The following is a 15,727-nucleotide window of genomic DNA, read 5'->3' as shown; positions in this document are numbered from 1 at the left end:
TCTGTTTTGATGCTTAATTTCATCTTGTTGTAGTCGGATCAGCAACTTGTTGATTCCATCTTTTTTAAGAGCGGTGCTATGTGGAAATTCGATTTTTTCCACTTCTATTTTACCCCGAATCAAATCCGATTTTTGATAATCTTTCTAAAAATTTAAATTCATTTTCATGATTGATAACATGAAGCAAAACGCCTTGTTATTTTTATTCCCTTGGCGTGCAAATTTAAACTCAGAAAAAAGAAATCCATTTTATATTTGATCTTTTGCTATCAATTTTAAGATACTAAAGTTATTGAGAAAATTAATGATGGATTTTGGTAAGGCGTAAGTCTTAGCAATCCATAATCAAAATAAAGAAAGAGGCTTATTATGGAATATCGTATTGAACATGATGTACTCGGTGAAGTGAACGTCCCAAAAGACGCTTGTTGGATGTCGCAAACCCAGCGTTCCTTGGAAAACTTCAAAATCGGTACTGAAAAAATGCCCCCAGTATTAATCGACGCATTCGCTTATTTAAAAATGGCATGTGCAATTGTGAATGAAAAAGAACACAAAATTACTTGTGAACAAAAAGACGCTATTTTAGAAGTAGGAAAAATGATTGTTGATCGTAAATTAGCTGATCAATTCCCACTAGCAATTTGGCAAACAGGAAGTGGCACGCAAACTAATATGAACGTGAACGAAGTCATTACTCACGTTGCCAATGTCAAAGCAAACAAAAACTTATTGCACCCTAACGATAGTGTGAATTGCTCCCAATCTTCGAATGACACATTCCCTTCTGCTTTGCATATTATGACAGCAATTGAAGCGAAAACTTTATTAATCCCTGCCATTGAAGAATGTATTGAAACCTTAAAACAACTCGAAGAAGTCAATCGCGGCATTATTAAAATCGGTCGTACCCACTTGCAAGATGCTACTCCACTTTATGTTAGCGATGAATTGAGTGGATGGCGTTCGATGTTAGAACATTCAATTGAACATATCCGTGCGGCATTACCAGCAATTTGTGAACTTGCAATTGGTGCAACGGCAGTTGGTTCTGGATTAAATGCCCCAGAAAATTATGGGCCAAATGTCTGCGCCGTATTAAGCGACATGACCGGCATTGATTTTGTATCCGATCCAAATTTCTTCCATGCTTTAACGTCTAAAGATGCTTGTGCTTTCTTTTCTGGCGCATTAAAAGGTTTAGCCGCAAATGCGATGAAAATTGCTAACGATGTTCGCTGGCTCGCTTCTGGTCCACGTTGTGGAATTGGCGAATTGGAAATTCCAGCCAATGAACCAGGATCTTCCATTATGCCGGGCAAAGTCAATCCAACACAATCTGAAGCATTAACTATGGTAGCCATTCAAGTCATGGCCAATGATAGTGCCATTGGTTTTGCAGCAAGCCAAGGTAATTTTGAACTCAACGTCTTTATGCCATTAATTGCTTATAATCTCGATCAATCGATTCATTTATTAGCAGATGCTTTACGCTCCTTTAATCAAAACTGTTTAAAAGGTGTCAAAGTCAATAAACAAAAAACAAAAGAAAACTTAGAACATTCCCTCATGTTAGTCACTTCTCTTAACCCAGTGATCGGTTATGAAAACGCGGGAAAAGCGGCTCGTTATGCATTCGAACACAATTTACTTTTAAAAGATGCCGTCCTCGAATTAAATCTGTTAAGTGCCGAACAATTTGACGAACTCGTTGTTCCAGAAAAAATGGTTAAACCATTAAAATAGAACGAAATAAATTTGTCAACCTCGTAAAAAAGACCAGTTTCATCACTGGTCTTTTTTACTTTATTAATTGATTGGATTACATCAATGGCGAGAATACTTTTAGAATTTGCCGGTAAATTCGCACAAATGGATTTGTTTTATTTACTTCTTCTAATGTAACAAGATGGGATTGAGTAAAGATATTTTCAAAATCTGCACGAATATCGCGAATTGCGGGTGTTTTATACAACCACGTTCCACATTCATAGTTGCAATAATACGAACGGAAATCCATATTTACTGTTCCACAGAGTGCTTGTTCATCATCTACTAATGTCACTTTGCCATGGATAAATCCTGGTGTGTATTCATAAACTTTCACCCCATAGCGCGTCAGAATTTCCTCATTCGCTTTGGTCACTTCATACACTGTTTTTTTATCAGGAATTTTAGGCACAACGATGCGCACATCCACCCCATTTTCCACGGCCAATTTTAAAGACGACAACATTTCATCTTCCAAAATTAAATATGGTGTCGTAATCCAGAATGTTTTATTCGCAAGCGACAACATATTTTGGTGGAATCGTTTCCCTGTATTTAAGTTATCCGTTGGTGAATCAAAAAACGGAAGAACATATCCTTGATTGGTATCTGGCTCATATGTTCCATAATCGTAAATGTATGGATAATAAGGCGTATTGACATTTGCCTCATAATTCCATATTTGCAAGAAAGCGATGACGAAAGGTTCGACAGCTTTGCCTCGAATTTCAATCCCCATATCTTTCCAATATCCAAATCGTTCAATTCGGTTTACGTACTCATCCGCTAAATTGGACCCACCCGTAAATGCTACTTTTCCATCGACAATAATTGTTTTGCGATGGTCACGGTTATTCATCTGAATGGCTAGTTGGGCATGAATCGGGTTAAAAGGATGAACTTGAATTCCTTTAGCCCGTAATCGATCATCGAATCCTTCTGGTAAATTTAAAATACATCCAAAGTCATCGTACATCAGTCGAACATCAACACCTTCATTGACTTTCTGTTCTAACAATTCAACCATTTCATCAAGAACGGTCCCTTGGTCAATGATATATGTTTCGATAAAGACATACTCTTTCGCTTGGCGAATTGCATCCATCTGCGCTTTAAATTGATCTTCACCTTTTGGATAATAACGACATCCCATGTTGGCATAAACAGGAAAATAGCCATTGTTCCAAGCCAAAGAAGTCATTCTTAATAACGTTGGATCTTCAATCTCATGCGCTTGGAGCGTCTTTAAGTTTTGCTCGGCATATGCTGTATAGTCGGCATAAGCTTGTCTATCTTGAATCATTAATGCTTTAGGAATTTTGCGTCCTCCAAAAAGCAAATACAATATGCCACCAAAGAATGGCAGAGCCATAATCATAAACACCCATAAAAGTTTGGAAGATGTATCCGACTCGCGATTAATCACAAACATCGAAACAATGATCGATAAAGCCAACATCACGTAATAAATCGATACAAATTCCCGTCCAAAGTAAGTCATCAACAAAAATAAAATGATCACTTGAATGAACAGTGATAAGCCAATATATAACGCTTTTGACTTCAATATCTTCTTGAATGTTTTCATTCTTTATCTACTCCTTTCTTTGTGCATTTATTAAAGAGTTTAGACTCATCAAAAAAATAAGCCAAATATGTGTCTCGATATAAAGAAATGAGCTTATAAATAATCCATTCCTTTTCGTTTTCGATCGATGAATAACATTTTATCAAAAAAAGATGATTATTCACCTTACATCCAGTTCAGTTAACTACCTCTCAATGAACCAACACGTTCGAGCTTCAACAGTTCCACTTTTTTATCAATTCCCCCGGCATAGCCAGTCAGTTTTCCATTCGCTCCCACAACTCGATGACAAGGTACAATGATCGAAATGGGATTACAACCGACAGCTCCACCAATTGCCTGAGCGGACATAGAATCCAGCCCACTTTGTTCAGCCATCTCTTTAGCAAGATTTCCATAAGTCGCTGTCTGACCATAAGAAATACCACAAAGTAATTTCCATACTTCCCTTTGAAAAGGAGTTCCAATCAAATGCAGTGGAATATTAAAATCAGGATTTTGACCCGCAAAATAAAGATCGAGCCATTTTTTAGTCTCGTTAAATAAAGGAATTTCTTTTTCTTTAGCTTCAGAATTCAAAGTTGAGCCAAAATATTTTTGTCCTTCAAACCAAAGCCCTATTAATCCCACTTCATCACCCGCTAATAACATCTTACCTAGTGGCGACTCATAATAACTGATATATTGCATTGTCTTCCTCCAACTCTTCGTATTGGTCAATATTCTAAGACAAAACATTATCCATTTTATCTCCTACCATCAATATCCAATCTCTTTTCAATTTGATGAGCTTTACGATTTCTTCAGATCTTTCTTTTTCTATTCGAAGAAAAATTGATACAATCAATCCACCCGTAAACAAATCGATGTCCAATCGATTTCATTAGAAATGAGACATAACGATGAATAAAAAAGAACTAAACGAAATTAAAAAACAGTTAAAATACGAAAACGAAACGCTTTATTTAAAAGGAATCCAAGAAGGTTACGGCCGTTGCAACGATGGCGAACCTGTCGTTCGCTTTACGCGTTTAATTCATGGCGACACTTTAGAAAAAGAAGAAGGTGAACTCTTCTTCGATATTTTTAAAAAAAGTTTATCTGGAACTTATGGAAAAAACTTAATCGAATACGGTTTTGATCATAGCGTTCCTGAATCTAAAGCCCTACAAGAAACTTTCTTTGCCTATAAAAATGGCTCACTTTTAATCAAAGAAGAATTTGAACAACTCGTTAAAGATTTATTAGTGAAAGGCGACTATCGCAACCCTGTTTATATCATCGCTGGTATTTTTGAGTACGCCGCTCCAGCTTTAAATAAAAACAACGAAATTCTCGAAGAAAACTCGGTATTCCGTTTTATGATCGTCGCTATTTCAGAAGCAAAACTGACTGAAATCGGTTTATTCTACAATCATGAAACAAACGAAGTGCAACGCAAAGTAAACGACGAAATGCAAATCGTTACCCCACCACTTGATGCATTTTTATACCCGTCCTTTAGTGGGCGTGCTAGTGATGTGAACCACTTTCTCTATCATGCCAAAAGCGCCAAAAAACCAAATATCGATTTAATTGAGGATTACTTCCATATTCCTTTTGTCAGCTCCGCTCCTGAACAAGCTGAAGGCTTTGCGAAAGTGATCGCTGATATTTTCCCTAATGGAATGGATACGAAAACCGCATTGAAGTTCCATGAAAATTTAGCTGATTATATCGACGAAAATGACAATGAAGATTCCATGGTCATGATGGATAAAACCCGCATTAAAGATTTACTAGTCGCTTCAGGTGCCCCTGATGAAAACATGCATTTTTTCGACTCTTCCTTTAGTAAAATTTTAGAAGACCAAGAAGTTGCGGCTGTCAATTTAATGGAAACAGGTAAAGTTTCTTTCAAAGCGCCTTCGATCTCAATTTCTATTCGTGATGACGCCCTAGAATTTGTACGTACAAAAACAATCGATGGTCGTCCTTGTTTAGTCATTGAAATGAATGATGGTTTAGAAATTTCCGGACTCCCCGCCAATTTACTTACCCCTGCTAAAGCAATTCGGGTCTTACCAACACAAGACAAACAAGAAGCAGATGCCCAACCTTTACTGGAATCTGATACAAATTCAACGTTTTAGTCTTTCAACACCTGCATAAACTTCAAAGAGTGTCTTAGCGTAGATACTCTTTTTTCTTTTTCCCATAAGAAAAGCTCCCTATTAATGAACATGATTTTTGTATTGATCGTGTTCAATAAATTGGGAGCTTATCAGATCTACTTTGATCCATCATCTAAAAGAGTTTGCATGATTTTATTCATTAGATTGAGAAATTGGCGAAGTAAATGTTGAAGAAATCATTTCCATCACTTCGTTCCAATTATATGCTTCTAGCACACTAGGCTCATCGGGGTGTTCGAAAGGATCAAATTCACGATTGCGTCTAAACCAAATGCTCTGCGAGCCAAATGCTAATGATCCACAAATATCAGCTTTCCAAGAATCGCCAATGACAAGAATTTGACTTGGACAAATGGTCGGGTCATCTTGATCGATTCTTACTTGCAAAAGCGCTTGTTCAAAAAATTGTACATTTGGTTTTTCATAACCTAATTCTTCGCTCGTAAAGACGTGTTTAAACAATTCTAACATCCCTGCTTTTTGCAATCGATTGCGTTGTCCTTTTGCCGGACCATTCGAAACGATATACAGTGGGTAATTTTGTTGAACAAGTGTTTGTAAAACTTGTAAAGCGTTTGGCATTGGATGGGCATAGCTATGCAGCTGTTTAGAAAAATAAGCTTCAAATTCGGAATCTGGATGATCAGAAATTTGCCATTTTTCAAACATGATTTCAAAACGAATTTTTCGCAACTGATCTCTTGTGATTTGTCCTTCTTCAATTTGATCCCATAACTTGGCGTTTTCGACTAAAAAAATAGGATAGTATTCTTCTTTCCATTCCAAATTTTTCCAAGCAAAGACATCGATCAAAGCCGATTTCGCACATAAATCAAAATCTAATAGTGTTTGGTCAACATCAATCCAAATTGCGCGAATTTCTTTTTTGTTTGTATTTGTTGTCATAGAAATTGTTATTCCATTTGGATTAAGGGCGGACTTGTCCATTTCCGTAAATCACAAATTTAGTCGTCGTTAATGCCTGTAATCCCATTGGCCCTCTAGCATGCAGCTTTTGGGTAGAAATACCAATTTCCGCTCCCAAGCCAAATTCATGTCCATCGGTAAAACGAGTAGAAGCATTAACATAAACAGCCGCCGCATCCACTTCATCTAAAAACTGTTCAGCATGTTTGAAATCTTGGGTGACGATGCATTCGGAATGACCGGTATTATAGCAATTAATATGTTCAATCGCTTCATCGATATCCTTAACGACTTTAATGGAGATTTCATAATCTAAATATTCTGTTTTCCAATCCTCTGTTGTTGCTTCAAATTTTGGATTTTGTTGGACATAGTCCAAAAGCTCTTTTTGGGCATGAATAGTGACAGGATATTTTGAAAATTCTTGATCCAATCGCTCTAATAATACTTTGGCATTCTTTGGCGTTACAAGTAATGATTCAACCGCATTACATACACCAACGCGTTGTGTCTTGCCATTGACGATAATCGATACTGCCATGTCTAAATCAGCTGAATCGTCTACAAAAACATGGCAATTGCCCGTTCCAGTTTCAATGACAGGTACCGTTGCCGTTTCAATAACAGAACGGATTAATCCCGCTCCTCCGCGTGGAATCAATACATCTACATAATCATGACAACGCATTAATTCACGAGATGTTTCGCGCGAATTATCTTCTAATAATTGCACTGCATGTTCTGTTATTCCTGCTTGGCGTAATGCTTGTTGCAACACTGTAACAATCGCAAGATTGCTGCACGCTGCATCTTTGCCACCTTTTAAAATTGTCGCATTGCCTGATTTAAAACAAAGCGCAAAGACATCTGCCGTCACATTTGGACGAGCTTCATAAATGACTGCAATAACACCAAAAGGAACTCGTTTTTGCATCATATATAAACCATTTGGACGTTTTTCCATATGGACAAATTGCCCAACAGGATCTTCGAGTTCAGCGACTTCTTGCATCCCTTTTGCGATTGCTTCAATACGCGCTTGGCTAAGCATCAAACGATCTTGAAGTGGTTTAGGCATATCATTTTGTTTAGCGCGCTCTAAATCTTGCGCATTTGCTTTTAATATTTCATCACTATGATCTAATAAAGCATTTGCGGCTTGAACAAGAATTTCATTTTTTTGTTGCGTTGTTAATTTCGCGAGAACTCGGGATGCTTCTTTAGCTTGCTTGCCGAGTTGTTGAATCAGTGTACTCATAATGCCTCCAAAAATTGATCCAATCGATAATTTGGATCTTGATTTGCGACAAAGAACGTTCCTTCTTTTTCTGCTTGCATAATGCGCGAAATAATATGGAAATCTTGAGCATTGGCAATCACCATGTCACAACCGCTCGCACTTGCTAGTTTTGCAGCATTAAGTTTGGTGGCCATTCCGCCTGTCCCTACCGCACTAGAAGATCCTTTGCCAAGTTTTAAAATCTCTTCGCTTAGTTCTTGCACTTCATCGATAAACTGCGCATTGGGATTTTTATTCGGATCATCTGTATATAATCCATCGATATCCGATAATAAAATCAATAAATCAGCTTGGATGAGTGAAGCGACAATTGCACTAAGGGTGTCATTATCGCCTACTTCAATTTCATCCGTTGAAATCGTGTCATTTTCATTGACGATTGGAATAACACCTAAACGAAGAAGTTCTTCAAATGTATTCATCGCATTGTTTCTTGGTTGATCATGTACGAGTGAATATTTCGTCAATAAAATCTGTGAACAATGTTGTCCATATTCAGAAAAGAATTTTTGATACAACATCATTAATCGCGCTTGGCCAACAGAGGCACAAGCTTGTCTTTGGGAAACAGCTTGTGGACGACTATCTAATCCTAAAGCTTGCCAGCCCACCATGATTGCTCCAGAAGAAACAAGAACAACGTCTTTTCCCGCATTTTGTAAGGAGCTTAATTGGCGCACTAAAACTTCCATTTTAGCTAGATCCAGTTTTCCCGTTTCTGGATAAGTCAAAGACGAAGATCCGACTTTGATCACGATGCGTTTTGCATCTTTTATTTTTTCTCTTAACATTTTCATGGGTCTATTTTAATCAAAAGATAAAAATCCGAAAGAAATTTACTCTACAACTATTCAACCTCTTGGTTATAGCTAAAAAATTTGACAATAACAGTGACAAAAAAGACTTTACCTTCCCATTAAATGGGCATTGGCAAAGCCTTTTTCAATTCTATTAATTTCGAATAATTTTCACTTATCCATTGTCAGTTTAGGATTAGTCGACGTTGAATTGCGCTTGTTTTCTTTTCTTCATTTGTTTGTTGAAAATACAAAAACCAAGGATTGCTGCAATGCATTCAGTTACCGGATAAGCCAGCCATACACCAACCATTTGACCGATATAAGCAAGAATAAATGCGATTGGTAGAATTAAGATCAATCCGCGCAAAATCGATAAAACATGAGCCGGAAGGGTCTTTTCAATTGATGTGAAATAAGTCGCCAAAATCGTGTTATAGCCCACAAAGGGAGCAGATAGAAAATACAGCTTTAAGCCGAGTTCCGAAATCATTTGTAAAGTCGCACTGCCCTCACTATTGAAGACCGCTGTAATTGGTGTTGCAAAAACAAAGATCACCGCATACATCAATGCTGAAGCGGCAAATGCCGTAAGTTTGGCATAGCGATAAACAAGTTGAAGTTGTTCATGTTTTCCTTGGCCAAAATAGCGACTAATTAAAGGTTGTACCCCTTGACCAATCCCCGTATGAATTCCGGTTACGACTAAAGCGATATTCGCAATCACCCCATAAGCCGCAATCCCGATATTTCCTTCTAATTGAAGAATAATCGCATTGAAGGTAATCATCACAATTCCCGTTGAAATTTGGGCAACAAAGGAAGGAAAACCGATTGATAAATCCCAACTCATAATGCGCAGATCAATTTTCGTTTTGATGAAGTGAAATGTATTTTTGCGTTTCAACCAATGTGGTGTCATCATCAACATACTCAAAATCGGCGAAATTCCCGTAGCTAAAATCGCCCCTAACATACCCATCTTGCATGGAAAAATAAAAATGTAATCCATCAACATATTGGAGCAGCTTCCCATTAATGTTGCCATCATGGCTAAATGCGGACTGCCATCATTGCGCAATAAACAAAGAAAAATATTATTCAGAATCAATGCTGGCGAAAAGAGCATCAACGTTTGTAAATACGTATTGGTTAGTTCTAAAATTTCCGCATTTGCCCCAAGTAAACTTGCAATTTGGCGAGAACAGAAAAACGCCGGCAACATATAAATAATGGAAAATGCTAAAGCTAAATATAACGTATTGGTATATATGCGATTGACTAATCCTTGGTTTCCTTGGCTTTTACAAATAGAAAATTTGGTTGCCGCGCCCATCCCGATCATCAATCCTGTACCATGGATTAAATTGTATGCAGGAATTGCAATATTCAAAGCAGCTAGACCATTTGAACCCAGCCCTTCCGCAACGAAATATGTATCCACCAAAATATAACAAGAAACACCCAGTGTTCCTAAAACGCTCAATAGAATATAGCGCAAAAACTCTGTTCGAATTGCAGCTCGTTCCATCTCTTCACACTCCTAAAAAAATACGCCAGTTGTTTCCATCCTCAAAAGTCGACGATAGAAAGACTGACGCAAAACCTCATATTCACCTATACAAGGTACTTGACTCTAATTCACGTTATACAGTGATTCGACAAATTTATATGCAATTTTCTGACAAAATTCAATGCTTTTTATCCAGGATCAACCGAAGCTTTCAAAAAGAGATCGCAAATTGACTAATTATCGAAGCAAGCATCAATATGGTACCGATACCTTGTAGATTTTCTTGTTCAGGTTCATAGGTTGTGATTTGCTTGAATCGTGATAAAATACGATTTGTTTCCAGGATGTAGCTTAGCTTGGTAAAGTGCTTGGTTCGGGACCAAGAGAGCGCGGGTTCGAATCCCGCCATCCTGACCACTTAAATATTAACGCCATCGCTTGATGGTGTTTTTTTCTGCTCGTTTTTCAATATGAAGTCGATCCAACAAAAAAGCGTTTTGTTTTTTGCTTATAAAGCCCTCAACAAAACGCAATCTTTTCTTTTTTAAGCTTTGGCATTTTCTTGGAAACTATCCAAAACACTGATTAAATCTGCTTGACTCGTGCCATTAGGAGCCCAAATGCCCAACACTTCTTTTTCAATTTGACGCAATAACCAAATTCCTTGTTCACCTTCTAATTGAACCAAAGATTGTTGATAGTTTTCACCATCTTGGTTTTTGATATTCGCTTCCCCATTTAAATACACACTGTACGCATCTTTTGCTTCTTGTTCACTTGTAAACCACAACGCAAAAATCATGCGTCCCGTATCTGGACTATATCCGCCAAATGATTGCGTAATATTGGGACGATCCGATAAACCAAGCTCTCCGGCATTGATTGTTTTTAATTGCCATCCTTGTGTCGTTAAGTCAACTTCGATATCATCTTTAGCTTTTGTCGTTTTAATGATATGGCCGTGTTCATCAACTAGAGCTTGGCTATTGCCATTTTGGGTAGAGTTTTGTTGACTTGCCTGATTGCCATCTTTCGAAGAACAACCACACCCGACTAAAAATGTCATAAGCAAAAGTCCAGTGAGTAAACGTTTAAACATAAAGCCTCCATCGATTCCATTTAAAATTCGCTTTAAATATCGAAAATTAATTTAAATCATTCATATTTTCGTAAAACCGTCAATGCCAATTATTATAACCGCAATCCTTGTGAGAAATCAAAATTTTACGACATGATCCACTCACAATTTTAATTATAAAAAGATTCACTTTCTTTATACTTCGTTATTTTTAAGTAAACATTCGAATCAAAATTATACTTATGGATTATGCCATACAAGATTGAATCCATAAAACATGCTGTTTTGATCATTATGCTGATTCAAGCCTATTTTCATCCAACCGAAGGCATAATAAAACGCCTTTACAAATTTAATCGCAAAGGCGTTGTGATAACAAACAAGACTTTTCTCAATTACTTACCGTATATTTTTTTACGACCAAAAATTGCGATCCAAGCAATTGCAGCAGTAGACAGAATAAGCAAGTTAAGTGAGAGAACTAGATTCGTATTGTATCCAGTTGGTGGTGTTTGTGAAGATCCATTATTTCCATTTGGTTTAGACGGATCCGTTGGTTTAGACGGATCCGTTGGTTTTGATGGATCCGTTGGCTTTGATGGATCTGTCGGTTTAGAAGGGTCTGTTGGTTTAGAAGGGTCTGTTGGTTTAGAAGGGTCTGTTGGTTTAGATGGATCCGTTGGGCCTGTTGGATTTGGTTGATCATCGTTAGTGATTGTCCATTGATTTCCTTGATGAGAAACGATTGCTGTAAAGCCGTCAGGAATATCTACTTCGGTAACCGACCAATCATATTGATCGTCCAATTGATTCCAAGAATATTTCCATCCATTTTCCTCATTTAGTTCTACGATTTCATACTGTTTTCCATCACGAAGTAATTTAACTTGAATAGATTCAGTCGCTTTACCACCATTATCTAGCTTCCAGATCTTTTCTACTTTTAAGCTTGTAGAGCTAGTTGGGCTGTCCGTTTTCGTGTTGGTGATCGTAAATCCAGTTTGAACATCACCGGTAATCACGCTTGTGTATCCAGGGACAGCTACTTCAGATACCGTATAAGTATAAGATTGCCCATTTTTATCAACTGTCGGCAGGTTGGCAAATTTATGCGCCCAATTGTTTTCTGCCGTTAAAGTAACAGTATCAATGACTACACCATTACCAAGTAGGTTTACTGTAATCGATGCAGGGCGATCATTCTCCCGATCCCCAATCCATACCTTATTTACATCAACTTCAGTTGTCGCTTCTGTTCCGATGACAATACCGCCATTTGAGCCGATACCGCCACCTTTATCCGCTGTATTTCCAGTAATGATCAAACTTGCTTCATTTCTAGCAACATTTTTAACTTCATCAGAAAGTGGAATTGCCTTCAAAGCTAAACATTCTTTATATCCGTTCACAGTTACTGGATTAGGGTCTGAACCATCCATACCATACCGAGGCGTATCGCTAGTCGTTGGATATAAGCCGGCCCCTGGCAGATAAACAGCCCCATCTTTGTACCACTGAACAGCTCCACCACCCAACATACGATTAGCTAAAGTTGCTGGGTAGTTATCTGCGGATCTAGCAGAGAATACAAAATCATCCCCTGCTCCTGTTTGAAGGTCAGTATCCACTGCTGTATTATCAAAAATCGCTGCTCCGTCAGTCACATGAACAGTCGTTGTGCCGGTAGCACAAAACCACATGCCACCGCCTTGTCGTGCAGTATTATTGGTGATTAAAGCATTTGATAAATGCATTGTACTGTAATAGTCGTAGTTGCCCTCACAATACATACCGCCACCCATATTAGCAGCAGTATTATTGCTGATTGTTCCGGCATTAAGTTCTACTCCATTCGAATAAGAATAGATACCGCCGCCAGTATTCCCTCTATTTCCAGAGATGATACCACCATTCATTACAAAAGCAGTTTTATATTCAGGTTGATTCTGTTGTAAATGTCCATCTACAACGCAAATTCCTGCGCCTTGAACACCTTTGTTATTGGAGATGCTACCTCCAGACATAATCAAAGTAGCATTGTTCTCAACATGGACTGCTCCAGAACCTTTGTCTTTGCGAGCAGAGGTACAAACATTGCCAGTAATTTCACCACTCCCTGACAATTCAAAAGTCGTACGCTGATTTTCATCATCTCCCCAGAGCATCACGGCACTACCGCGATGTCCTGCATTGCCACTGATGCTACCGCCGCTCATTTCACCACTAGCATTTCCATATAACAAAACGCCGGAAGAACAATTCAGTGCCGCAGCGGTTGTTGCATCATTGTTTGAAATTTCGCCATCTGTAATTTGCACACGAGCACCTTCGCTTGCCCGGACAATCCCACTGTATGCTACTGTGTTAGAATTGAGTGCATTGTCTGTAATTTTACCACCGGATAAAGTGAATACTGCTCCTTCTCCCCGGCTATCGATAACTCCCAAACCGGCAGTGCCAGTTCCATTAGCTGAATCATTAGTTATTTTTGATCCTGTTACCACTGCTTCACCAGTTAATTCGAACATTCCTTTGTTCAATACGATACTACCGGTGTTGTAGCGGCCAAACAAAGTAACTGGCCCGCTAATCACCAAAGAACCTCCTGGTTCTACCTCAAAAAGATTCTTCAAATCATTAGCTGTTTGCGTTCCAGCAATTTGATATGGCTGCTCTGTCGTTATGGTGACGGTATTTCCAGATGGGACTGTGACCACTTCATTGAGCTTAATATGCTTTTCTAACGTTACAATGCCGTTTTCTGCTTGCGCCGCAGCATTCACTGCCTCTTGCAAAGTAGGAGCATTTGTATCATCAGAAATTTTATCTCCCACATTATCATCAATAGATTGTTGCGCATAGGTAACAGTAATATTGGCCGGAAGAGTACCTGTGATCGTCACATTGTCCTGACTGTTATCAAATACGATCTCTTTGAGCGCCGCATTGTCAGTAAAAACATCGGCATCGATGCTTTCAATACCACTGCCAATTTCAAATCTTTCCACCACTGTGCTTTGGAAAGTACCTATTCCAATAGAGATCACACTATCGGGAATTTTGATTGTACCGGACAATCTGCTTGCATTGTAAAAAGCATAAGTACCAATCGTTTGTAATGTTTTTGGAAAGTCGAGTGTACTAACGCCAGCCCAAACAAACGCCCAATCTCCGATGGACGTCAAATGATCACTGAACTGAATGTCTGTAATACCCGAAGCATACGTAAAGGCGTAGGCTGGAATAACATCGAGTTTCGATAAATCCAATGCGCCCGAAAGTTTTTTACACTCACTAAAGGCGTAGCCACCCATATTTGTCACATTGCCTAAATCTACCGGTCCAGTCAAAGACTCACATTTTTCAAATGCATATTCACCGATGTTCGTTACTTGACTCAGATCGGGGATTGTCGTCAAATTTGGGCATTCATTAAATGCCCGTAAGCCGATGTTTGTGATCGTTCCTTGCGCCGTGACACTTTGTAAATTCGTGCAGCCACTAAATGTGCTCTCGGGAATCTCTGTTATAGAAGCCGGAAGATCAACGCTAGTCAAAGCGGTACAATCTGAAAATAGACTTATCTGCGTAATCACCAAGCCATCAGGCAAGGAAATATTTTGTAAAGCTGAAGCACCACCAAATACTGATGTCGCGGTAATTCTTTTCAAAGTTGATGGAAGATTTACTGTGGTCAAGGCCTCGCAATTATTCACCATGGAGTTGGCAGAGATTTCTTCTACTCCTTCACTAAAGGTGAGTGTTTGAAGTTTATCCATATTTTGGAAATCACCGTCAAAATTTTTAACACTGCCTGGAATCGTCAACTCTTTCAAATCCGGAAATCTTGAAAAAGAAACATTTGCATCCTCCAACGTATTAGGCAAAATCAATCCTGTAACGTTAGCTATGTCTGATGAGAATAATCCCCACGATAGTTCTGTAGTTGTATAAACTTCACCGTTATATTCAAAGGTTTCAGGAACTGTCACAGTACTCTCTTGTGCCGGTTCAGAAATATCCGTCATGCAAGCCGTTTTGTTTTCTGTGTCTAAATCAAACGTATAAGTAAAACCCTCCAATTCGATTTCGACATCTTCGATCACTTCGCCGCTAGCATATAACGAAGTCGTCTCGTTCATCTCTACAACCACTGTAATCATAGGCAACTCTACATCTTGTGCTAATGTATACCCTTGTGGAAGTATTGGAGTGAAGATATATTCACCTGGAATTGTCGGATCATATTCTGGCGTTGCCGTCCAAGTGACCCCTTCAATAGAAATCGGTTGTAGTTCGCTTTCTGCTTGATAGGCGATAGCCTCTAATGTTGTCGGTAATATAGGAGATGCGCTAATCTCCTTCCCCTCCCCCGATTGAGGGACGTACTGTACCGCCACGGTTTCGTCCAGCATGCTTATTTGTGCGATCGTAGATTCTGCAGCATCATCAGTCTGATACGTTGCTACATCCACATCATAGGCAAAAGCCACTTGACTGCAGGGAGAAGTGAGCATAGCCAAACTAAGAAGCACGCTTAAGCATCTTTTTTCTGTAACCAAATCGAACGTTTTAGAAAA

At 38.6% G+C, this 15,727-nt stretch carries 10 protein-coding genes and 1 tRNA gene; 3 read left to right on the top strand and 8 right to left on the bottom strand.

The annotated features are described in order from the left end of the window. Positions 1-369 precede the first annotated feature (369 nt). Complete coding sequence (locus ALLST_RS0103675) at positions 370-1,746, top strand: class II fumarate hydratase (RefSeq protein WP_019892716.1); 1,377 nt, start codon at positions 370-372, stop codon at positions 1,744-1,746. A gap of 76 nt (positions 1,747-1,822) precedes the next feature. On the opposite strand, the gene cls is transcribed toward ALLST_RS0103675, so the two are convergent. Then, entirely contained in the window at positions 1,823-3,358 is a 1,536-nt protein-coding gene (gene cls, locus ALLST_RS0103670; RefSeq protein ID WP_019892715.1) for a cardiolipin synthase, read from the bottom strand. Between the two features lie 180 nt (positions 3,359-3,538). Further along, entirely contained in the window at positions 3,539-4,048 is a 510-nt protein-coding gene (locus ALLST_RS0103665; protein WP_019892714.1) for a methylated-DNA--[protein]-cysteine S-methyltransferase, read from the bottom strand. 212 nt (positions 4,049-4,260) lie between these two features. On the opposite strand from ALLST_RS0103665, the gene ALLST_RS0103660 reads away from it, so the two are divergent. After that, positions 4,261-5,490, top strand: coding sequence for a DUF4317 family protein (locus ALLST_RS0103660; RefSeq protein WP_019892713.1), 1,230 nt, complete (start codon positions 4,261-4,263; stop codon positions 5,488-5,490). A 174-nt stretch (positions 5,491-5,664) separates the two neighbouring features. Here ALLST_RS0103660 and ALLST_RS0103655 read toward each other — a convergent pair whose 3' ends face one another. The 4 genes from ALLST_RS0103655 to ALLST_RS0103640 all read right to left on the bottom strand — a co-directional run bounded on the left by ALLST_RS0103655 (position 5,665) and on the right by ALLST_RS0103640 (position 10,087). After that, positions 5,665-6,438 carry an HAD family hydrolase gene (locus ALLST_RS0103655; protein ID WP_019892712.1) on the bottom strand — a complete coding sequence of 258 codons (774 nt, stop codon included), beginning with the start codon at positions 6,436-6,438 and terminating at the stop codon, positions 5,665-5,667. A 22-nt stretch (positions 6,439-6,460) separates the two neighbouring features. Beyond that, on the bottom strand, positions 6,461-7,717 hold the full coding sequence (locus tag ALLST_RS0103650; protein WP_019892711.1) for a glutamate-5-semialdehyde dehydrogenase: 1,257 nt from the start codon (positions 7,715-7,717) through the stop codon (positions 6,461-6,463). Continuing rightward, positions 7,714-8,556, bottom strand: coding sequence for a glutamate 5-kinase (gene proB, locus ALLST_RS0103645; RefSeq protein WP_019892710.1), 843 nt, complete (start codon positions 8,554-8,556; stop codon positions 7,714-7,716). Before proB ends, ALLST_RS0103650 begins: the two co-directional genes overlap by 4 nt. A gap of 196 nt (positions 8,557-8,752) precedes the next feature. Beyond that, a complete protein-coding gene (locus tag ALLST_RS0103640; RefSeq protein WP_019892709.1) occupies positions 8,753-10,087 on the bottom strand; it encodes an MATE family efflux transporter in 1,335 nt (444 codons plus the stop codon). A gap of 322 nt (positions 10,088-10,409) precedes the next feature. Here ALLST_RS0103640 and ALLST_RS0103635 point away from each other — a divergent pair. Next, positions 10,410-10,486: transfer RNA gene (locus ALLST_RS0103635), tRNA-Pro, on the top strand. Positions 10,487-10,613: 127 nt separating this feature from the next. Here ALLST_RS0103635 and ALLST_RS0103630 read toward each other — a convergent pair. Both ALLST_RS0103630 and ALLST_RS0103625 read right to left on the bottom strand, forming a co-directional pair. Then, positions 10,614-11,168, bottom strand: coding sequence for a hypothetical protein (locus ALLST_RS0103630; RefSeq protein ID WP_019892708.1), 555 nt, complete (start codon positions 11,166-11,168; stop codon positions 10,614-10,616). 374 nt (positions 11,169-11,542) lie between these two features. Next, the gene (locus ALLST_RS0103625) at positions 11,543-15,682 is read right to left on the bottom strand and encodes a leucine-rich repeat protein (protein ID WP_026472767.1); all 4,140 of its coding nucleotides are present in this window, start codon (positions 15,680-15,682) and stop codon (positions 11,543-11,545) included. Positions 15,683-15,727 lie beyond the last annotated feature (45 nt).

It is taken from the genome of Allobaculum stercoricanis DSM 13633 (assembly GCF_000384195.1).
Classification (GTDB): Bacteria; Bacillota_I; Bacilli_A; order Erysipelotrichales; family Erysipelotrichaceae; genus Allobaculum; species Allobaculum stercoricanis.
This window is presented reverse-complemented; position numbering and strand designations above follow the sequence as displayed.

Bases quoted from the DNA above. Each gene is read 5' to 3' on its own strand.
- proB (WP_019892710.1), bottom strand. From the start codon at position 8,556: ATGAAAATGTTAAGAGAAAAAATAAAAGATGCAAAACGCATCGTGATC.
- cls (WP_019892715.1), bottom strand. From the start codon at position 3,358: ATGAAAACATTCAAGAAGATATTGAAGTCAAAAGCGTTATATATTGGC.
- ALLST_RS0103660 (WP_019892713.1), top strand. From the start codon at position 4,261: ATGAATAAAAAAGAACTAAACGAAATTAAAAAACAGTTAAAATACGAA.
- ALLST_RS0103675 (WP_019892716.1), top strand. From the start codon at position 370: ATGGAATATCGTATTGAACATGATGTACTCGGTGAAGTGAACGTCCCA.
- ALLST_RS0103665 (WP_019892714.1), bottom strand. From the start codon at position 4,048: ATGCAATATATCAGTTATTATGAGTCGCCACTAGGTAAGATGTTATTA.
- ALLST_RS0103655 (WP_019892712.1), bottom strand. From the start codon at position 6,438: ATGACAACAAATACAAACAAAAAAGAAATTCGCGCAATTTGGATTGAT.
- ALLST_RS0103630 (WP_019892708.1), bottom strand. From the start codon at position 11,168: ATGTTTAAACGTTTACTCACTGGACTTTTGCTTATGACATTTTTAGTC.
- ALLST_RS0103650 (WP_019892711.1), bottom strand. From the start codon at position 7,717: ATGAGTACACTGATTCAACAACTCGGCAAGCAAGCTAAAGAAGCATCC.
- ALLST_RS0103640 (WP_019892709.1), bottom strand. From the start codon at position 10,087: ATGGAACGAGCTGCAATTCGAACAGAGTTTTTGCGCTATATTCTATTG.